Origin of the sequence: Microlunatus capsulatus (assembly GCF_017876495.1) — a bacterium.
Classification (GTDB): Bacteria; Actinomycetota; Actinomycetes; order Propionibacteriales; family Propionibacteriaceae; genus Microlunatus; species Microlunatus capsulatus.
In genome coordinates, this window is sequence record NZ_JAGIOB010000001.1 from 2,189,315 (window position 1) to 2,208,473 (window position 19,159).

The window sequence follows — 19,159 nt, forward strand, 5'->3', positions numbered from 1 at the left end:
CCGCGCCTCAGCGGCCGAAGAGCCCGCGCAGCCCGCCGCGGCGGGAGTCGTCGCGGCCGGGGTGGGGCGGCAGCGTCGTCGGCGGGGTGGGGGCACCCGCACCGGGCGGGGGCGGAGCGGCCGGCCCGGCCCCGGAGGAGGCCGCGACACCCGCGCTGGCCTTCTCCTTCGCCCGCACCTGCTCGTGCAGCTCGGCCGGGGCCCGGTTGCGCAGGCCCTCGACCTCGAGCAGCGAGCCGACGGCGTCCTCGGCCCGGGGCTCGATCTCGCCGTCGACGACGTAGCGGGTCCGGGTCAGCGAGGCGGTGCACTTGATGCCGTAGTCGAACTCCATGACCTCGCAGCCGTAGCAGACCAGCCGCCCGGGCAGCACCACCACGTCCGGGTTCCGCTCGGCCACCTGCTGCTCGCGGCGGTTCACCTCGTCGACGTGCGCCGTCACCGCCTGGCGGTTCCAGCAGGGCACCCCGTCGCCGCCGTCCTTGATCCCTAGGTGCATGCGCGCTCCTTTGCGTCGGAGCCCACCTTACGACGGGTGTCTGTGGCGCAGGTCACCCCGGGCGGCGACCCGGGGCCGCGTCGGCGGTCAGGCCGCGACGGCCGCCGGCCGACGCCGGAGCCGGCCGAGCAGCCGGCCCGCGCCGGCCCGGGCCGCACCGCCGAGGGAGAAGTCGTTGGGCAGCGAGAGCTTGATGACCTGCTTCCACGCCGAGCCGACCTGGCGGGGCAGCGAGCCCGTGGTGTAGCTGAGCCCGTAGCGGGCGGTGATCTCCTGCACCCGCGGCGCGATCTCGGCGTAGCGGTTGCTCGGGAGGTCCGGGAAGCAGTGGTGCTCGATCTGGTGGGACAGGTTGCCCGTCATCACGTGCATCGCCTTGCTGCCGACGATGTTGGCCGAGCCGATCATCTGGCGCAGGTACCACTCGCCGCGGGTCTCGCCGTCGATCGACTCCTTGGCGAAGGTCTCGACGCCCTCGGGGAAGTGCCCGCACATGATCACCGAGTGCGTCCACAGGTTGCGGACGAGGTTCGCCGTCACGTTGGCCGCGAGGGTGTGCAGGACCGACGGCCCGGACAGCAGCGGGTGGACGACGTAGTCCTTGCGCATCTGCCGGCCGATCTTGGCCAGCACCTTCTTGGCGTCGGCGCGGAACCGCTCGGGGTCCTCGCCGCGGCCCTTCAGCTGCTTGCCCAGCTCGAGGTCGTAGGCGGCGATCCCGTACTCGAAGATGCAGGCGTTGATGAAGTTCCACAGCGGCTGGCCCACGTAGGAGGGGTGCCACTTCTGGTCCTCGTCCACCCGCATGATGCCGTAGCCGAGGTCGTTGTCCCGGCCGAGCACGTTGGTGAAGGTGTGGTGGATCTCGTTGTGCGAGCGCTTCCACTGGGCCGAGGGCGAGGCGTGGTCCCACTCGTAGACCTGCGAGTGGATCTTCGGGTCGCGCATCCAGTCCCACTGGCCGTGCATGACGTTGTGGCCGATCTCCATGTTCTCGAGGATCTTGGCCACCGAGAGGCCGATCGTGCCGGCCACCCAGGCCGGCGGGAACAGGGAGAACAGCAGGACGACGCGGCTGCTGAGGTCCAGCGTCCGCTGCACCTTGATCACCTTGCGGATGTAGGCGGCGTCGGCGCTGCCGCGCGAGTCCAGGACCTCCTGGCGCAGCGCGTCCAGCTCGCGGCCCAGCGCCTCGACCTGGGCGGCGGACAGGTGTGCCGTCGGGTCGGGCTTGCCGGAGCGCTTCGGCACGTGGTGCCGCTCGGTCGTCGTGGTGTCCAGCCGGCTCGAGCGCGCGCGGGGCGCGGCGGCGGCGGGGGGCGTGGCGGTCGCGGTCATGGCAGTCCTCAGAGGTCGATCGTGCAGGGGCCGGCGGCGGCCGACACGCAGGTCTGGATGCGGACGTCGTCGCCCTCGCCGGCGGTGACGAGCTCGCCGTTGCGCAGGTCGCGCACGGCACCGGAGGTCAGGGGGACGACGCAGCCGAAGCAGATGCCCATCCGGCAACCGGACGGCATGAGCACGCCGGCGTCCTCCCCGGCGTCGAGGATCGGCGTGGCGCCGTCGGCCTCCACCACGCTCCCCTGGCGGGCGAAGCTCAGGGTGCCGCCCTCGCCCGCGGCGATGACGACGGGGCGGAAGCGCTCGGTGTGCAGGCGGTGGCCCAGGCCGGCGCCGTCGAAGTGCTCCTCGAAGGCGTCCAGCAGGCCGGTGGGGCCGCACGCCCAGGTGTGCCGCTCGCGCCAGTCGGGCACGACGGCGTCCAGCTCGGCCGGGGTCAGCACGCCCTCGGCGGCCGTGTGCCGCTCGACCAGCCGCAGCCGGCCCTGCGCCGCCCAGGCCCGCAGCTCGGGGCCGAAGACGACGTCCTGGGCGGTGGGGGCGGAGTGCAGGACGACGACGTCGGCCAGCTCGTCCAGGTGGTTGCGGAGCATGCCCATGACGGGGGTGATGCCGCTGCCGGCGGTCACGAACAGCGTCGCGGCCGGCAGCACCTCCGGCAGCACGAACCCCCCCGCCGCCTGGTCCAGGTGCACGAGCGTGCCGGGCCGCAGCGCGCGGACGACGTGGTTGCTGACCTTCCCGCCCGGGATGGCCTTGACGGTGACCGAGAGCAGCCCGTCCGCGGCCCGGCGGAGCGAGGTCAGCGAGTAGGCGCGCCACTGGCGGACGCCGTCGACGTCCACGCCGAGGCGGATGTACTGGCCGGCGCGGTGCGGGCGCCAGGAGCGGCCCGGGCGGATCCGGACGGTGACGGCGTCGGCGGTCTCGGGCTCCAGGGCCACCACCCGTCCGCGCAGGTCGGCGCCCCGGCGCAACGGCGAGACGAGGTCGAGGTAGTCCGCGGGCACCAGCGGGGTCACGGCGGACCCGGCCAGCTCGCGGAGGGCGCGGACGACCCCGCGGAGGGGCCGCGCCGACGGCGCCAGGAGGAACGAGCTCATGCTCCCAGGCTAACCTACGGAACCGTAACTTACGAGACCGTAGGTATGACGATCCTCACGGCGCCGCCGGGAACTCGCGGCGCCGTGACGGGGGTCAGGAGGCGCCGTCGGCGCGCTCGACGTCCTTCTCCCCGAGGTCGGCCGAGGGGGTGGCGTCGGGGGTGCCGGGGACGGAGTCGGCGCCGCCGACGGAGGTCTCGCTGTTCTCGAAGGAGTTCGGTCCCGAGGAGACCTGACCGCCGCCGGAGCCCTCGCCGTCGTCGTCGGAGCCGGTGACCGCGTCGATCTTGTCCTTGAACCAGTTGCTCATGCCCCGACGCTACCCGTCGGCCCCGCGGACGCACGGGCGGTCACGGCGCGGTCACGAACCCGCCCGCACCACCGGTCCGCCCCGCTACCCTGAGCACGTCCTCCGGCCCGGCCGGAGCCGTCGGGGCCGACGGGTGCGGCACCGCTCGGGGCGGTGCGCGGGGGAGGACGAGCGGACGGACCGGGGGGTCCGGACGGGCACGGCGCGGGGCGCCGGGGATCGGGGGACGCAGGACCATGGACGACGGCGCGCGCCGCACGGCGGGGCAGATCACGGTGTTCGTGCTCGACGACCACGCGATGGTCCGGGACGCCCTCACCGACTACATCAACACCGACCCGCAGATGACGGTCGTCGGCAGCGCCGGCGAGGTCGAGGAGGCGCTCGCGGGCATCGCCGCGACCGAGCCCGTCGTCGCGGTGCTGGACGCCCGGCTGCGCGAGGGCAGCGGGATGGCCGTCTGCCGCGAGGTCCGCGACCGCCACCCGCAGGTGCGGTGCGTGCTGCTCACCTCCCACAGCGAGCAGGAGGCGCACGTCGCCGCCCGGCTGGCCGGCGCGTCGGGCTACCTCATCAAAGAGCTCGGCGGCGACACCCTGCTGGACGGCATCCGCACCGTCGCCGGCGGCGGCTCGCTGTTCGCCCCCGAGCCGGTGGAGGTGCTGGAGCCCCTCGTGGAGTCCCTCGTCGAGCGCCGGGCCGTGACCCTCAGCGCCCAGCAGCACGCGGTCGTGGCCGGCGCGCTGGGCGGGGCCAGCAACGCCCAGATCGCCGACGCCACCCAGCAGAGCACCTCGGCCGTCCGCGGCCAGCTCGACGCGATCTTCCAGGGCCTGGGCCTCGGCGGCGCCCGCCGCTGAGGCGGTCGCCCGTCCGCTCAGCCCACCGGCGCCCGCAGCACCAGGTCGCCGGTGCCGACGTCGCGGATCTCGACCGCCGCGATCTCGGCGACGGTCAGCCGGGTGTGACCAGAAGGCCGGTTGACCTTGCCGGCCTTCACCTCCCAGTCCTTGACGGTGCCCCGCCCGCCGGCGCGGTCGGCCACCACGACCGCGAGGTGGCTGCCGGCCTCGGCGCCGCTCGCGTCCTGGCACTGCACCGAGACCTCGGTGCCGTCCGCGACCGGCACCAGCTCGACGACGGCGGTGATCCCGGTCGCCTCCTGCGGCTCGAAGGCGACCCAGCGGCTGACGGGGTCGGCCCCGCCGCGCTGGCCGAGCAGGAACCCCCCGAGCACCAGGACCAGGCCGGCCGCGACGGCCAGCAGCCGGGTCCGCAGCTGCCGCCGCTGGCGGCGCGCGGTCGCGAGGACCGCCGGCAGCAGCGTCTCGGGCGGCGTCGCGGCGGGCGCCGGGTCGGTGAGCCGGGCGGCGTCCTCGGGCCCCACCTGGGACAGCAGGCCCGGCAGGCCGGCGATCTCGCTGACCGCTGAGCGGCAGCGGGCGCAGCCGGCCAGGTGCGCCTCGAACTCGGCGCGCTCGGCCGGGGCGAGGGCGCCCAGCACGTAGGCGGCGTCCCAGTCGGCGTACCGGTCACCGCCGGTCGGCTCCGGCGTGGTCATGAGCGGGTGACCCCCTTCTCCTGCAGGACGAGCCGCAGGCTGCGCAGCCCGTAGTGCAGCCGGGACTTGACGGTGCCCGCCGGGATCCGCAGCCGGGCCGCGATGTCGGCCACCGTGCAGCCCTCGAAGTAGGCGGCGGCGATGACGGCCCGGTGCTCGGGCGACAGCGACCCCAGCGCCTCGGCGACCAGCCACCGGTCCAGCACCTGGCTGGTGGCGTCCTCGACGGACCGGTCCGGCGGCAGCTCGGTGCGGAGCTCGTGCCGCGAGGCGGCGCTGCGCCAGCGGTCGATGACGAGGTTGCGGGTGGCGGTGAACAGCCAGGCCCGCGCGGCCGGCTCGGCCCGCTCGCCCAGCTGGGGGTCCTTCCAGGCCCGGAGCAGGACCTCCTGGACGACGTCCTCGGCCACCTGCCGGTCGTGGGTCAGGCGCAGGGCGAAGCGCCAGAGCTCGGCCCCGTGCCGCTCGTGCAGCGCGGCGAGGGCCGTCTCCTTCTGGCTGGTGGCCACGCGCCCCTCCCTCCGCCGGTCCGGCGCTCGCACCGGACACCGGCCGGGCGCCGTCATCCTCGCACCGGTCGGGACGAGGGCGACGGTCCCGAGGTTCACCCGGGGCGGCGGCCGCGGCGTCGCGCACAAAAGTGCGGTCCGTCGCCGTCGGCCCGAGAACCGTCCTGACCAGGGGGGACGGCCCGCCCAGCAGGTCACGGATGGGTCACAGCCGTCCGCGCGGGGCGGCCGGGCGGGCCGTCGTTGCCTAGGGTGGGAGCACTCCACGTGCACCGGCGTCCGTCGGCCGCGCCCTGGAGCGGTGGCGCGGCTCCCCCCGGGGCGGCGCGCGCCAAGGTCCGGGGCGGCGTGCGCGGCCCCGCGATCCTGTGGACCGACGACGTTCCGCCGCACGTAGCCGACCGCCGGGCGACCGGTGACCCCGACCGCAGGTGACCCCCCATGACCCTCTTCTCCACCTCCGCCCGGCCGCGCCGCGGCCGCGCCGCCGTGCTCGCGCTGGCCGTGCTGGCCGGCGTCGGCCTGACCGCCCCGGGCAGCTCGCCGGCGCTGGCCGACACCGCCCCGCCCGAGACGAACCTGCCGGCCACCGTCTCCACCGACCTGCTGCCGACGGTCCAGATCGACGGCGTCGCCTGGTCCCAGGCCGTCGTCGGCAACCGCGTCTTCGCCGGCGGCTCCTGGGCCACGGCCCGGCCCGCGGCCGCCGCCGCCGGGACCTCGACGGTCGCCCAGCCGAACCTGCTCTCCTACGACGTCACCACCGGCGTGATGGACGCGGGCTTCCGCCCGAAGGTCAACGCGCAGATCCTCGCCGTCGCGGCCTCGCCCGACGGGAAGACCCTCTACGTGGGCGGCGACTTCACCGCCGTCGACGGCCAGACCCGCAACCGGCTGGCCGCCTTCGACGTCGCCACCGGCAAGCTGACGAGCTGGAACCCCGGCGCCAACAACCGCGTCTACGCGCTGGCCGCCACCGACACCGCGGTCTACGCCGGTGGCTGGCTGACCGCCGCCGGCAGCGCCGCGCGCACCTCGGTGGCCGCGCTCAGCCCGACCACGGGCGCCGCGCTGCCGTTCGCCCCCGCCGTCGCCGGCACCGAGACCGCGGGCGTCCGCGCCATCGCCGTCTCCCCCGACCGCACGAAGGTCATGCTCGGCGGGCAGTTCGAGACGGTGAACGGCGCCGGCAGCGCCGGCGGCTACGGCCTGGCCATCGTCGACGCCGCCACCGGCAAGAGCTCGTCCCCGCTGGCGGCCAACGCCGTCATCCGCAACGCGCGCAACGCCGCCGGCATCCTCAGCCTCAACGCCTCCGGCAGCAGCGTCTACGGCACCGGCTTCCACTACGCCGCGGGCGGTGCCACCGACGGCAACTTCGAGGGCGCCTTCAAGGTGAGCTGGAGCGGCGCCCTGGAGTGGGTCGAGGACTGCCACGGCGACAGCTACTCGGTGTTCGCGGGGCAGGGCGCGGTCTACGTCGCAGGCCACCCGCACTACTGCGGCAACATCGGCGGCTTCGAGGAGACGAGCCCCATCACCTACCACCGCGCGCTCGCCTTCACCCCGGACGCCCGCGGCACCGTCGGCAAGGAGCCGTACAACTACTACAACTTCGCGGGCCAGCCGAAGCCGCAGTGGCTGAACTGGTTCCCCGACCTCAACAACGGCCAGTACACGAAGCAGTACCAGGGCCCCTGGCACGTCACCGGCAACAACGACTACATCGTCTTCGGCGGCGAGTTCACCACCGTCAACAACAAGCTCCAGCAGGGCCTGTCGCGCTTCGCCCGCCCGGGCCTGGCCCCCAACCTCGACGGCCCCCGGCTCTCGGGCACCAGCTTCGTGCCCAAGGCGCAGAGCTTCGCCCAGGGCGTCCGGCTGACCTGGCCCGCGAACTACGACCGCGACTCCGAGCAGCTGACCTACAAGCTCATCCGCAACGGCAACAGCGGCACGCCGATCTACACCACCACCCAGCGCTCGACGTTCTGGTGGCGGCCCACCCTGTCCTTCCTCGACACCACCGCGGTGAAGGGCCAGACCTACACCTACACGCTGCAGGTCAGCGACCCGTCGGTGAACGGCAAGGCGCCGAACGTGGCCAAGGGCGCGGCGGTCAGCGTCACCGCCGCGGGCGGCTCCGCCCTCAGCGCCTACGACCAGAAGGTGCTGGCCGACGCGCCGCAGAACTACTGGCGGCTGGCCGAGACGTCGGGCACGACCGTGGCCGACACCGCGGGCACCGGGACGGCGACCCGCGGGACCGGCGTCACCCCCGGCGTCCCGGGCGGACGGACCGGTGACCCCGGCACCGCCTACCGGTTCTCGGGCAGCGGCAGCACCAGCAACGTCGCCACCGACACCCCCGAGGTGGGCAAGCAGATCTTCAGCGTCGAGGCCTGGTTCAAGACGACCAGCACCACCGGCGGCAAGATCGTCAGCTTCGGCACCGCCAAGACCGGCAACTCCACCAACGCCGACCGGCAGGTCTACCTGAGCAACACCGGGCAGGTCATCTTCGGCACCATCGCCGGCCAGGTCCGGGCCGTCTACGGGCCCTCGGGCAAGAACGACGGCGCGTGGCACCACGTGGTCGCCACGCTCGACCCGTCCGGGCTCAAGCTCTACGTCGACGGCGTGCTGTCGGCCTCGCGGTCGGACTACTACCAGGCGCAGCGCTACACGGGGTACTGGCGGATCGGCGGCGACGTGCTGTCCGGCTGGCCGGGCAACCCCACCTCGCCCTACCTGGCCGGGGACATCGACAACGTCGCCGTCTACGACAAGGCCCTGACCGCGGCGCAGGTCGCGGCGCACAAGGCCGCCGGCTGAGGTCGGACCCCCTCCGGACGCGGCACCGCCCCGGACCCCTCGTGGGGTCCGGGGCGGTCGTCGTCCGGGGCCGTGCGGCCCGGGCGTCAGTCCTGCGGGCGGACGCTCGGCCGGTCGGTGGAGCGGTGCGGGTTGACCGGGTGGTCGCCCGGGCAGAGCACCAGCAGCGAGCGGCCCTCGTAGGGGCCGAGGGTGACCGAGAAGGTGTGCAGGTCGTCCACCTCGCCCACCAGCTCGTCGGTGAACATGTCGACCAGCCCGCTGCCGGGCACCAGGTGCTCGGAGATGACGCTGCCCGAGATCTCGGCGCCGGAGAAGTTCAGCACCGTCACCTGCTCGGCGTCGCTGAGCTGGTGCACCATGACGAGCATCGCCTTGTTCGACACCTGCGGCACGTCCAGCTGGACCGCGGTGGCGATCCCGTAGCGCTTGCGCACGGCCAGCAGGTCGCGCAGCCGGCAGGCGAAGGACGTCGGGTCGGCCAGCTGCGCCGGGAGGCTGCCGTAGAGGCTGGTGCCGCGCGGCAGCCGCGAGAGCGACTCGGTGGCGTCGGGCCGGTAGTCCATCAGGTCGTAGGCCGAGCGGTGGATCCAGCGGGTGTCGCCCTCGGCGAGCAGCGAGGAGACCTGCTTGCGGTCGAGGGTGAGCATGCCCAGCAGGTCCCAGCCCGAGAGGGCGAAGACGCCGGGCTGCAGGGCGTTGAACATCGCCAGCAGCAGGTGGGCCTGCTGGATCTGCGCGCGCTGCTCCGGGGTCAGGTCGTCGATCTCGGTGAAGCCCAGCGTCGCGGCGATCAGGGTGGCCGTCGTCGAGGCGATGCCGTTCTGGGTGAACGTCGCGTTGTAGGGGCCCGCCTCGCCCGTCAGGTGGTCGAGCATGTCCTGGCGGATCGTCTCGGCCAGCTCGGCCCCGCGGACCTCGGTGCCGCGGAAGGCGAACAGGTCGTCGGCGTGCAGGGTGGCGAAGTGGACCAGCTCGTAGGTCATCTCGTCGTGGTTCTGCAGCGCGTGCACCAGCGACGCCGGCTCGACGCCGTGCTGGACCGAAAGGTTGAGCGTCAGCCGGACGAACTCGGTGTCCCCGGTGGCCAGGGCGTGGATGTAGGCCGGCCGGTTGACGAAGTCGTAGGACAGGTCGGCGCCCCGCTCGGCGGAGCTCTTGATGTCGTCGATCGTGAGGTTGAGCTCCTGGAAGGTGAAGCCGCCCACCTTGCGCACCATGCTGGCGATCAGCTGGTTGGCGGCCTCGGACAGCGGGTGGCCCTCCGACCAGGCCGGGGAGTCCTCCGGGCTCTTCTCGACGCCGAGGAAGCCGTTGGCGTCGAGCCGCAGCGCGCCGCTGCCCAGGTCGCCCAGGGAGTGCAGGGCGTCGCCGATGACCATCCGCATGCCGGCGAAGGACGGGTCGAGCCAGTTGATCGTCGGCTGGCCCTCCTTGAAGTAGTGCAGGTAGACCCAGCGCCGCTCGACGCCGTCGGGGCCCAGCACCGGCGCCGTGGCGCTCCAGTTGGTGTCCTTGACGCCGGGCTCGTAGAAGATGACCCGCTGCATCCGGCCGATGATGTAGCCGGCCTTGGTCAGCTGGTCCTCGGCCTCGACGTCGAGGTTGACCGAGTCGCCGCGGCGGACCTTGGGCAGCAGGTGCCAGTCCTTCGGGTCGATCTCGACCATGTGGTAGATGCCGGGGTAGTCCCCGACCTTCATCTCCGCGAGCCGGAAGTCCGCGCCCTTGCCCGTGTGGCCGGGGACGATGTCGTCGATCACCATCCCGAGGTGGCCGGCGGCGACCTCGGTCATCGCCCGGTACTCCTCCTCGGTGCCGAAGTCGGCGTCGATCTGGGTGCTGATCCGGTCGAAGTGCCCGTCGACGCTGGGCGTGGGGTCCCAGCCGCTGATGCCGCCCGCCTGCTTCACGGGGCCGGTGTGCACGCCGTCGATGCCGATGGCCTCGAACGCGGCCCACAGGTCCTCGTCCCCGAGCGTGCCGAGGAACGAGCTGCCCTTCTTGGTGATCATCGAGATCGGGTAGGCGGTGAACCAGACCGATGCCTTCTCGATCGCCGCACGCGGGTCGGGGTTGGCGAAGGGGTTCTGCCACATGCTGCCCTGGCCGGAGAACTGGCGGCCGAACTCGATCGCGTCGGCCAGCATCGACTGCTCGGCGAGCCAGCTCACGTAGAGCGCGTTCTCGCCGCTGGCCTTGCCGCTGCGCTCGGTCTTCGGGCGCGAGAACAGGCCGCGGAGCCGTCCGCGGGGGCGCAGCCGCTTCGGCCGCGCCGGGTAGCGCTGCTCGTCGTAGCTGACTTCACTGGGCGCGTGCGCCTCAGCCGTGGGCTGATCGGGGTCAGCGCCTCTGTCGCTCATCGCTCTCCTGCCGGGCTCGGACCTCGGGTGTCAGGGGATCACGCTAGTCCACGCACCGGGGCTCCCGGCGGGGCGGGCGGAGGTCGTCCGGGGCGCTCAGCCCCGGGCGTCGGGCAGCGGCCGCGAGCCGACGAAGAACTCCCGCGGCAGCCGGTCGTCCTGGGTCACCTCGGCGACGGAGCGGGCGGCGAAGCCGGCCTCGGCGAGGACCCGCAGCCAGGTCTCGCGCGGGAACAGCCCCAGCACGTGGGTGTCGTGGGCGACGCTCACCGAGCCGTCGGCGGACCGCACCAGGAAGGCGTAGTCGGTGGTGGCGGTGGTGGCCCCCGGCCGGACCGGGTGGGACCAGGCGAGGTAGCGCAGGCCGCGGCCGTCGTCGCCGTCGGTGCCGCCGTGGTCGCTGCCCGGCTCGTAGTTCTCGGCGATGTGGTCGGGCACCAGGACGGCGACGCCCCCGGGCCGGCAGTGCGCGAACACCGTGGCCACCGCGCTGCGCAGCTCGTCCTCGGTGGTCATGTACTCCACGGCGTCGTGCACGAAGACGGCGTCGAAGGTCCGGTCCAGCCGGAGCGTCCGCATGTCCCCCTCGAGGTGCTCGCACTCCGGGTTGAGCGCGGCCGAGACGGCGAGCATCTGCGGGGAGAGGTCCACCAGCGTCATGGCGAACTCGTGCTTGAGGTGGGCGGCGTTGTTGCCGCCGCCGCTGCCGAGCTCCAGCAGCGTCGGGCGCGCGGCCGGGTCCACCGCGCCGTCCCCGGCCGGGGGCTCGGACGTCCGCAGCAGCGCGGCGGCGAAGGCCGCCTCCTCGGCGTACTCCCCGGGCGAGGAGACCAGCGGCCAGTAGGGCGCCAGGTCGGTGTAGAAGTGGTAGCCGCTCACCGGTCGCGGCCCGCGCGCTGCGCCAGGCCGGCGACGTAGGCCGCCTGCCCCAGGTGCTGCAGGCAGTCCCCGAGGACGCTGACCAGCCGGGCGGACGCCGTCACCGGCGGGTCCCAGGAGTCGTCCACCACGCGGGCGAGCTCGTCGGCGTCGACGGAGCCCACGTAGCGCAGCGCGAGGGCGTGCACCTCCTCGTGGTAGCCGGCCAGCAGGGCCGCGTCGGCGCGGACCTGCGCCACGTCCTCGGGTCGCTGGCCGTAGCCGGTGGCGTCGTCGTCGAAGGGCAGGGCGAAGCGGTCCCGCCACGCGGGCCAGACCTGCTCGACGCCGGCCAGGGCGGCGAGGTGGTCGTCCTGCACGCGGGTGAGGTGCCACAGCAGCCAGGCCACGGTGTTGGCCTCGGGGTCCGGCCGGTAGCGCAGCACGGCGTCCGAGCACGAGCCGGTCAGCTCGCCGACGAGGTCGTGCACCCGGGTGAAGCTGTCGGTCAGCAGGTCGCGCAGCACGTCGTCTCGGCTCATGACCCGACGCTACAACCGGGCCCGGAGCGCCCCGCGGGCGACCGCCGCCCCGGCCGCCGGGGCCGCGAGCACGCCGCGCACCGGGCCCCTAGGGTGGTGCCGCCCGAGCGAAGGAGGGGCGATGGCGCCCGGCCGAGGACCACGACCGCCCGAGGAGGTGCGGGTGGTGCTGCCCGCCCTCACCGACGTCGGCGCCGCCGACCTCCCGGGCGCGCAGCACCACGAGCTGCTGCGGCTCGCCGACCTCGACCTCAGCGGTGCCGACCTGCGCCGCACCACGTTCGCGGAGTGCTCCCTGGAGCGGCTGGTGCTGGACGCCGCCGACCTGCGCGGGGTGCACCTCGTCGAGTGCCGGCTGACCGCGCTGGACGCCGCCCGCTGCACGCTGCCGCGCAGCAGCTGGCGCGACGTCACCCTCGACGGCTCCCGGCTGGGCGCAGTGGAGTCCTACGAGTCGACCTGGCGCTCGGTGCTGGTCACCGACAGCAAGATCGGCTACCTCAACGCGCGCGGCAGCACGTGGACCGACGTCACGCTGCGGGGCTGCACCGTCGACGAGCTGGACCTGACCGCCGCCCGGCTGACCCGGGTCCGGCTGGACGGCTGCCGGGTGCGCAGCCTCCGGGTCGCCGACGCCACCCTCGTCGACGTCGACCTGCGCACCGCCCGGCTGGAGGAGCTGGAGGGCCTGGCCGGGCTGGCCGGGGCCTGGGTGAGCGAGGACCAGCTGGCCGAGCTGGCGCCGCTGCTGGCCGCGCACCTGGGCCTCCGCGTCGGCTGAGCCCGCCTCGACCGGCCTCCTCCGCGGCCGCCCGGCCTAGGCTCGGCGGGTGGGCGACATGACGTGGCCGGTGGCCCTGCTGGGGGCGACGGCGCTGCACGCGGGGTTCCAGCTCACCGTCAGCGTCCTCGTCTACCCGGTGCTGGCCGCCACCCCCGCGGAGACCTGGGCGCCGGTGCACGCCCGGCACTCCCGGCGGATCGTCCCGCTGGTGGGCGTCGTCTACCTCGCTCTCGTCGTCGCCGGCGTCGGCGCGCTGCTCACCTCCCCCGGGCCGGCGGGGCTGGCGGCGGTCGCTGCCGCCGCCCTCGGCCCGGCGCTGACGGCCGCGGTCGCCGCCCCGCTGCACGGCCGGCTGGGGGCGGGCCGGGACCCCGCGCTGCTGCGCCGGCTGCTGGCGGCGGACCGGCTGCGCAGCGCCGCCGCCGTCCTCGCCCTGCTGCTGGCCACCCTCGCGCTGCTGGTCTGACCCCGGACGGACCGGGCGGGGTGGGGGTCCGCGGGCCGCTACGGTGGGGACGGTGTGGCGACGACTCCTCCGGCTCCCCCCGCGCGAGCCCCAGCTGCCGGTCCTGCTGCCCGAGCCGCTGGCCGGTGAGGTGCGCGAGCTGCTGGCCCAGGACCGCGAGGTCGAGGCCGTCCGGCTGACGCGGCGCCGCACCGGGCTCGACCTGCTGCTCGCCGTCCGGGCCGTCCAGGCCCTGGGTCCGGGGCCGTCGGCGTGAGCGCCGCGGGCGCCGCCGCCGGCGCCCCCCGGCTGCGCAGCCTGGACGGGCTGCGCGGGGCCGCGGCCCTCGTCGTCGTCGTGCACCACGCCCTGCTGCTCTTCCCCGCCCTGGCCGGGGTCTACTACGCCGGCCGGCGGGCCGAGGTGCTGCCGCCCTTCGCCGACGCCCTGGCCTACTCCCCGCTGCACCTGGTCTGGGCCGGCACGGAGTCGGTCTACCTCTTCTTCGTGCTGAGCGGGCTCGTCCTCACCCTCCCGGTGCTGGCCCGGCCGGGCTTCGACTGGCTGGCCTACTACCCGCGGCGCCTCGTCCGGCTGTACGGCCCGGTCGTCGCGGCCGTGCTGCTGGGCGCGCTGACGATCCTGCTGGTCCCGCGCTCCAACGACGACCTGTTCGGCACCTGGGTGGTGCGGCGGCCCAACGCCTACACGCTCGAGGCCCTCGTGGACGACCTCACCCTGGTCGCCGGCACCTCGGGCCGGATCAGCCCGCTGTGGTCGCTGCAGTGGGAGGTGCTGTTCTCGCTGCTGCTGCCGGTCTACCTGCTGCTGCTGGTGCCGGCCCGGCGGCTGGACGGGTGGCGGGCGGCGGCGCTGGTGGCGCTGTGCGCCGTCGGGGCGGCGACGTCGACGCAGACCCTGTTCTACCTGCCGATCTTCGCCCTCGGCGTCCTGACCGCGCTCAACTGGCGGACGCTCGAGGACCGCGCGCAGCGCTGGACCGCCGGGCGCCGCTGGGCCTGGCCGCTGGTGCTCGTGGTCGCGGTGCTGCTCACCACGGCCCGCTGGAACCTCACCGGGCTGGGCGTCGACCCGCCGCTCGCGAGCCGGCTCGCCTTCCTGGCCCTGCCGGGCGTCTGGCTGCTCGTCGTCGCGGCGGCCTTCTGCCCCGCCCTCCGCGCCCTCTGCGAGACCGCGTTCCTGCAGTGGGCGGGCCGGGTCTCGTTCAGCCTCTACCTGGTGCACGAGCCGATCCTGCTGGCCGCGCGCTTCCTCACCGCGCCGGCGTCGCCCTGGCTGGCGATCGCCCTCGGGGTGCCCGTCGCCGTCGTCGTGGCCGTGCTGTTCGAGCGGCTGGTCGAGTCCCGCTTCCACCGGCTGGCCCAGCGCGTCGGCCGGGCGGTGAAGGCGCGCCGCCGGGTCGCCCAGGAGGCCTAGGCTGGGCCGACCGGCGCCCGGGACCCCGTCGCAGCCCCGCTGCGCGCCCGGCCGGTCGCAGGGCCCGGACGGGCCGGGGCAGGACGGTGAGGGCGTGCGCGCTCGGCTCGAGGAGCTGGACTTCCAGCCGACCCCGATCGGCGAGGTCAGCCTGCGGCGGCGGACCGACCCGCGGACCGGGGACGACGTGTTCGAGGTGAAGCTGGGCGAGGAGTACCTCATGTCCAGCCTCTTCGTCGTCGCCGAGGAGGAGCTGTCCCGGCTGGCGCTGGGCCGGCTCGCCGGGGAGGCGCTGGACGTCGCCGTGGGGGGCCTGGGGCTGGGCTACACCGCCGCCGCCGCCCTGGCCGACCCGCGGGTGGGCGAGCTGGTCGTCGTCGACGCCCTCGCGCCGGTGATCGACTGGCACCGCCGCGGGCTGGTGCCCGTCGGCCCGGTGCTGACCGCCGACCCGCGCTGCCGGCTGGTGCACGGCGACTTCTTCGCCCTCAGCGACGGCGCCGGGTTCGACCCGGACCGGCCGGACCGGGTCTTCGACGCCGTCGTGGTGGACATCGACCACTCCCCGGCCCACCTGCTGGCCGACGGCAGCGCCGGCTTCTACTCCCCCGCCGGCACCGCGCGGCTGGCCCGGCACCTGCGCCCGGGAGGGGTCTACGCGCTGTGGTCCAACGACCCGCCCGACGCCGGCTACCTCGACGTGCTGGCCGGGGTCTTCGTCGACGTCGCCGCCGAGGTCGTCACCTTCCCGAACCCGCTGCAGGGCCGCGACGCGACGAACACCGTCTACGTGGCCACCCGGCCGGGCTGACGGCGCGCCCCGGCCACCCCGGACCGCGGCCTAGAAGAGCAGGCCGAGCCCGGGGTCGCCGAGGACCTGCGCCACGTCGGCCAGGAAGGTCGAGCCCTGGGCGCCGTCGGCGAGCCGGTGGTCGAAGGAGACGGCCAGGGTGGTCACCCAGCGGGGCTCGATCCGCTCGTCGGCCCCGGTGCCCACCACCCACGGGCGGCGGGCGATCTGGCCGAGGCAGAGGATGCCCGACTCGCCGGGGTTGAGGATCGGGGTGCCCGCGTCGACGCCGAAGGTGCCGACGTTGGTGATGGTGAAGCTGCCCCGCGCCATGTCCGCGGGCGCCGTCCGGCCCTCCCGCGCGGTGGCCACCAGCGCGTTGACCGCCTGCGCCAGCTCGAGCAGGCCCAGCGCCTGCGCGCCCTTGATGTTGGGCACCACGAGCCCGCGCGGGGTCGCCGCGGCGATGCCGAGGTTGACCGCGCTCAGCTGCACGATCTCCTGGGCCGGCTCGTCCCAGAACGCGTTGAGCTCCGGCGTCCGGCCGAGGGCCAGGCAGACGGCCTTGGCCACCAGCAGCAGCGGGGAGACCCGCACCTCGCGGAACTCCCGCCGGGCCCGGACCCGCTCCAGCAGCTCCATCGACGCCGTGACGTCGCAGGTCAGCCACTCGGTGACGTGCGGGGCGGTGAACGCCGAGCGGACCATCGCCTCGGCCGTCGCCTTGCGCACGCCGCGGACGGGGATCCGGACGTCGCCGGCGCCGTCGACCCGGGCGGCCGCGACCGGCGCGAGGACGGGCGGGGCGGGCGGGGCCACGGCCGCGGCGGCGGCAGCGGTGACGTCGTCGCGGGTGACGACGCCGCCGGGACCGGTGCCGGTGACGGTGCCGAGATCGAGGCCGAGGTCCTTGGCGAGCTTGCGGACCGGCGGCTTGGCCAGCACGGCCCCGCCGCGGAGCACGGGCTCGGGGGCGGCCGGGCCGGGCGCGGGCAGCGGGGCGACGGGCGCCGCCGGGGCCGGCGCGGCCGGGGCCAGCGCCACCCGGTCGTCGGTGCGGCGCGAGACGGGCACGTCGGTGGCGAAGGTCCCCGAGAGCTGGTCGTGGGTCTGCTGGTCGCCGTCGGCGCCCCGCTTGCGGGGGCGGCGCCGGGTCTCGCCGGTCCGGGGGCCGTAGCCGATGAGGTTGGGCACCCGGCGGCCGCCGTCGCCGGCCCCGGACATGCCGTCGCTCGGCTCGACCGCCCGCGCCTCCGCGGGGTCGGCGGCCGACGGGGTGGACGCCGGGGCGCCCACCCGGGGTGCGGCGGCAGGTGCGGCCGCCCCGTCGTCGATGGTGATGATGGGGGCGCCGACGTCGGCGGTCTCGCCCTCGGCGACCAGCAGCGCGGTCACCGTGCCCGCGAAGGGGCTGGGCAGCTCGACGAGGGACTTGCTCGTCTCGATCTCCAGCAGGATGTCGTTGACCTCGACGGTGTCGCCGACGGCGACCCGCCAGGTGACGACGTCGGCCTCGACCAGGCCCTCGCCCGGGTCGGGCAGGCGGAACTCGCGAACGGCCATCGGTGCAGTCTCCTCAGCGGGCTCGGGCGGGGGTCAGGACGGGGGGGGTCGTCCCCCCGGAGGGCGTCAGTACGCCAGCGAGCGGTCGACCATGTCGAGCACGCGGTCCAGGTCGGGCAGGTAGCCGTCCTCGGCCTTGCTCGGCGGGTAGGGGGTGTCGAACCCGCCGACCCGCAGCACCGGCGCCTCCAGGGAGTAGAAGCACTCCTCGGTGACGCGGGCGGCCAGCTCGGCGCCCAGGCCCAGCGTCGTCGGCGCCTCGTGCACGACGACGACCCGGCCGGTCTTCTGCGCCGAGGTGGCGACGACGGCCATGTCCAGCGGGCTGAGCGAGCGCAGGTCGACGACCTCCAGGTCGCGGCCCTCGTCGGCGGCGGCGGCCGCCGCGTCCAGGCAGGTCTTGACCATCGGCCCGTAGGCCAGCAGCGTGACGTCGCGGCCCTCCCGCAGCACCGAGGCCGCGTGCAGCGGCAGCGGCGTCGCGGACTCGTCCACCTCGGCGCGCTCGTGGTAGCGGCGCTTGGGCTCGAGGAAGATCACCGGGTCGTCGGAGGCGACGGCCTGCTGGATCATCCAGTAGGCGTCGACCGGGGTGGCGCAGCTGACGACCTTGAGCCCGGCGGTGTGCACGAAGTAGCTCTCGGGCGACTCGCTGTGGTGCTCGACGCCGCCGATACCGCCGCCGAAGGGGATGCGGATGACCAGGGGGATGCGCAGCGCGCCGCGGGTGCGGTAGCGCAGCTTGGCCACCTGGCTGACGATCTGGTCGAAGGCCGGGTAGACGAAGCCGTCGAACTGGATCTCGCAGACCGGCCGGTAGCCGCGGATGGCCATCCCGACGGCGGTGCCGATGATCCCGGACTCGGCCAGCGGGGAGTCGATCACCCGGCCCTCGCCGAAGTCCTTCTGCAGGCCCTCGGTCACCCGGAAGACACCGCCGAGCTTGCCGATGTCCTCCCCGGCGAGCACGACCTTGGGGTCGGCCTCGAGGGCGCGGCGGAGGCCGGCGTTCAGCGCCTTGGCCATGGTCAGCGTGGTCACCGCGCACCTCCGGGGGCCGTGGGATCGGTCGCCGGGGCGTCCTCGAAGGTCGCGACGTACTCGGCGTGCGCGGCCTGCTGGGCCGCCAGGTAGGGGGTCTGCTCGGCGTAGACCCAGTCGAAGGTCTCGCTGAGGTCCGGGTCCGGCAGGGCCAGGCAGGCGGCGCGCAGCTCGGCGGCCATCGCGTCGGCCTCGCCGTCGACGAGGTCGAAGAAGGCGTCGTCGGCCAGCCCGCCGGCGGTCAGGTACGCCCGCACGCGGCTGATCGGGTCCTTGAGCCGCCAGTGCTCCAGCTCGTCGGCCAGCCGGTACTTCGTCGGGTCGTCGGAGGTGGTGTGGGCGCCCATCCGGTAGGTGTAGGCCTCGACGAGGGTGGGTCCGTTGCCCGAGCGGGCGCGCTCCAGCGCCGCCTTCGTGACGGCCTGGACCGCGAGCACGTCGTTGCCGTCGACGCGGACGCCGGGGAAGCCGAAGCCCGAGGCGCGGCGGTACAGCGGGATCCGGGACTGCCGCTCGATGGGCTCCGAGATCGCCCACTGGTTGTTCTGGCAGAAGAAGACGACCGGGGCGTTGTAGGAGCTGGCGAAGATGAAGGCCTCGTTGACGTCGCCCTGGCTGGTGGCGCCGTCGCCGAAGTAGGCGACGACGGCGGTGTCCCGCGCCGGGTCGCCGGTGCCGACGAGGCCGTCGCGCTCGACGCCCATGGCGTAGCCGGTGGCGTGCAGCGTCTGGGCGCCGATGATGATCGCGTAGGGCGCGAACCGGGACTGCTCGATGTCCCAGGCGCCGTGGTCGACGCCGCGGAACATGGCCAGCAGCCGCAGCGGCGGGACGCCGCGGACCCAGGCGACGCCGTGCTCGCGGTAGGTGGGGAAGACGAAGTCCTGAGGGCTCATGCCGTGCGCGGAGCCGACCTGCGCGCCCTCCTGGCCCAGGCTGGAGGCCCAGACGCCCAGCTCGCCCTGGCGCTGCAGGGCGGTGGCCTCGGCGTCGACGCGGCGGCTCAGCACCATGTCGCGGTAGTAGCCGCGGACGTCCTCGTCGGTGCCGTCGAAGGTGTAGTCGGGGTGCTCGCGGCGCTCGCCCTCCGGCGTCAGGAGCTGGACGAGCTCGGCGTCCCCGCCGGGGCCGCGGCCCCCGTCGTCCGGCTCGGCGCGCGGGATGTCCCCGACTCGGCT

At 74.8% G+C, this 19,159-nt stretch carries 19 protein-coding genes; 7 read left to right on the forward strand and 12 right to left on the reverse strand.

Annotated features, from left to right (window positions below):
• Positions 1 to 7 precede the first annotated feature (7 nt).
• The 4 genes from JOF54_RS10095 to JOF54_RS10110 form a co-directional block, all read right to left on the reverse strand.
• The gene (locus tag JOF54_RS10095; RefSeq protein ID WP_210055278.1) at positions 8 to 499 is read right to left on the reverse strand and encodes a hypothetical protein; all 492 of its coding nucleotides are present in this window, start codon (positions 497 to 499) and stop codon (positions 8 to 10) included.
• Between the two features lie 87 nt (positions 500 to 586).
• Complete coding sequence (locus JOF54_RS10100) at positions 587 to 1,837, reverse strand: fatty acid desaturase family protein (RefSeq protein WP_210055279.1); 1,251 nt, start codon at positions 1,835 to 1,837, stop codon at positions 587 to 589.
• Between the two features lie 8 nt (positions 1,838 to 1,845).
• Entirely contained in the window at positions 1,846 to 2,943 is a 1,098-nt protein-coding gene (locus tag JOF54_RS10105) for a ferredoxin reductase (RefSeq protein ID WP_210055281.1), read from the reverse strand.
• A gap of 94 nt (positions 2,944 to 3,037) precedes the next feature.
• Positions 3,038 to 3,253, reverse strand: coding sequence for a hypothetical protein (locus JOF54_RS10110; RefSeq protein WP_210055284.1), 216 nt, complete (start codon positions 3,251 to 3,253; stop codon positions 3,038 to 3,040).
• 236 nt (positions 3,254 to 3,489) lie between these two features.
• Here JOF54_RS10110 and JOF54_RS10115 point away from each other — a divergent pair, with 236 nt between their 5' ends.
• A complete protein-coding gene (locus tag JOF54_RS10115; RefSeq protein ID WP_210055286.1) occupies positions 3,490 to 4,113 on the forward strand; it encodes a response regulator in 624 nt (207 codons plus the stop codon).
• Positions 4,114 to 4,130: 17 nt separating this feature from the next.
• Here JOF54_RS10115 and JOF54_RS10120 read toward each other — a convergent pair whose 3' ends face one another.
• Together JOF54_RS10120 and JOF54_RS10125 are read right to left on the reverse strand one after the other, a co-directional pair.
• On the reverse strand, positions 4,131 to 4,814 hold the full coding sequence (locus JOF54_RS10120) for a zf-HC2 domain-containing protein (RefSeq protein WP_210055287.1): 684 nt from the start codon (positions 4,812 to 4,814) through the stop codon (positions 4,131 to 4,133).
• Complete coding sequence (locus JOF54_RS10125) at positions 4,811 to 5,323, reverse strand: sigma-70 family RNA polymerase sigma factor (protein ID WP_307804021.1); 513 nt, start codon at positions 5,321 to 5,323, stop codon at positions 4,811 to 4,813. Before JOF54_RS10125 ends, JOF54_RS10120 begins: the two co-directional genes overlap by 4 nt.
• Positions 5,324 to 5,764: 441 nt before the next feature.
• Here JOF54_RS10125 and JOF54_RS10130 point away from each other — a divergent pair, with 441 nt between their 5' ends.
• Positions 5,765 to 8,158, forward strand: a complete 2,394-nt coding sequence (locus JOF54_RS10130; protein WP_210055292.1) for a LamG domain-containing protein — start codon at positions 5,765 to 5,767, stop codon at positions 8,156 to 8,158.
• Between the two features lie 86 nt (positions 8,159 to 8,244).
• Here JOF54_RS10130 and treS read toward each other — a convergent pair whose 3' ends face one another.
• From treS to JOF54_RS10145, 3 genes are all read right to left on the reverse strand, one after another.
• On the reverse strand, positions 8,245 to 10,521 hold the full coding sequence (treS, locus tag JOF54_RS10135) for a maltose alpha-D-glucosyltransferase (RefSeq protein WP_210055294.1): 2,277 nt from the start codon (positions 10,519 to 10,521) through the stop codon (positions 8,245 to 8,247).
• A 96-nt stretch (positions 10,522 to 10,617) separates the two neighbouring features.
• The gene (locus JOF54_RS10140) at positions 10,618 to 11,400 is read right to left on the reverse strand and encodes a class I SAM-dependent methyltransferase (RefSeq protein ID WP_210055296.1); all 783 of its coding nucleotides are present in this window, start codon (positions 11,398 to 11,400) and stop codon (positions 10,618 to 10,620) included.
• Positions 11,397 to 11,921, reverse strand: coding sequence for a mycothiol transferase (locus tag JOF54_RS10145; RefSeq protein WP_210055298.1), 525 nt, complete (start codon positions 11,919 to 11,921; stop codon positions 11,397 to 11,399). Before JOF54_RS10145 ends, JOF54_RS10140 begins: the two co-directional genes overlap by 4 nt.
• A gap of 163 nt (positions 11,922 to 12,084) precedes the next feature.
• On the opposite strand from JOF54_RS10145, the gene JOF54_RS10150 reads away from it, so the two are divergent.
• The 5 genes from JOF54_RS10150 to JOF54_RS10170 all read left to right on the forward strand — a co-directional run bounded on the left by JOF54_RS10150 (position 12,085) and on the right by JOF54_RS10170 (position 15,398).
• Positions 12,085 to 12,702 (forward strand): pentapeptide repeat-containing protein, encoded by a 618-nt coding sequence (locus tag JOF54_RS10150; RefSeq protein ID WP_210055300.1) that lies wholly within the window; start codon positions 12,085 to 12,087, stop codon positions 12,700 to 12,702.
• A gap of 49 nt (positions 12,703 to 12,751) precedes the next feature.
• The gene (locus tag JOF54_RS10155; RefSeq protein ID WP_210055302.1) at positions 12,752 to 13,171 is read left to right on the forward strand and encodes a hypothetical protein; all 420 of its coding nucleotides are present in this window, start codon (positions 12,752 to 12,754) and stop codon (positions 13,169 to 13,171) included.
• Positions 13,172 to 13,223: 52 nt separating this feature from the next.
• Positions 13,224 to 13,427 (forward strand): hypothetical protein, encoded by a 204-nt coding sequence (locus tag JOF54_RS10160; protein ID WP_210055304.1) that lies wholly within the window; start codon positions 13,224 to 13,226, stop codon positions 13,425 to 13,427.
• The gene (locus tag JOF54_RS10165) at positions 13,424 to 14,587 is read left to right on the forward strand and encodes an acyltransferase family protein (protein ID WP_210055306.1); all 1,164 of its coding nucleotides are present in this window, start codon (positions 13,424 to 13,426) and stop codon (positions 14,585 to 14,587) included. Before JOF54_RS10160 ends, JOF54_RS10165 begins: the two co-directional genes overlap by 4 nt.
• Before the next feature lie 94 nt (positions 14,588 to 14,681).
• Positions 14,682 to 15,398, forward strand: a complete 717-nt coding sequence (locus tag JOF54_RS10170) for a polyamine aminopropyltransferase (protein ID WP_210055308.1) — start codon at positions 14,682 to 14,684, stop codon at positions 15,396 to 15,398.
• 30 nt (positions 15,399 to 15,428) lie between these two features.
• Here JOF54_RS10170 and JOF54_RS10175 read toward each other — a convergent pair whose 3' ends face one another.
• The 3 genes from JOF54_RS10175 to pdhA all read right to left on the reverse strand — a co-directional run bounded on the left by JOF54_RS10175 (position 15,429) and on the right by pdhA (position 19,144).
• Positions 15,429 to 16,919 (reverse strand): dihydrolipoamide acetyltransferase family protein, encoded by a 1,491-nt coding sequence (locus tag JOF54_RS10175; protein WP_443673991.1) that lies wholly within the window; start codon positions 16,917 to 16,919, stop codon positions 15,429 to 15,431.
• 87 nt (positions 16,920 to 17,006) lie between these two features.
• Positions 17,007 to 17,981, reverse strand: coding sequence for an alpha-ketoacid dehydrogenase subunit beta (locus JOF54_RS10180; RefSeq protein ID WP_307804024.1), 975 nt, complete (start codon positions 17,979 to 17,981; stop codon positions 17,007 to 17,009).
• Positions 17,978 to 19,144 carry a pyruvate dehydrogenase (acetyl-transferring) E1 component subunit alpha gene (pdhA, locus tag JOF54_RS10185; RefSeq protein WP_307804466.1) on the reverse strand — a complete coding sequence of 389 codons (1,167 nt, stop codon included), beginning with the start codon at positions 19,142 to 19,144 and terminating at the stop codon, positions 17,978 to 17,980. Before pdhA ends, JOF54_RS10180 begins: the two co-directional genes overlap by 4 nt.
• Positions 19,145 to 19,159: the final 15 nt, after the last annotated feature.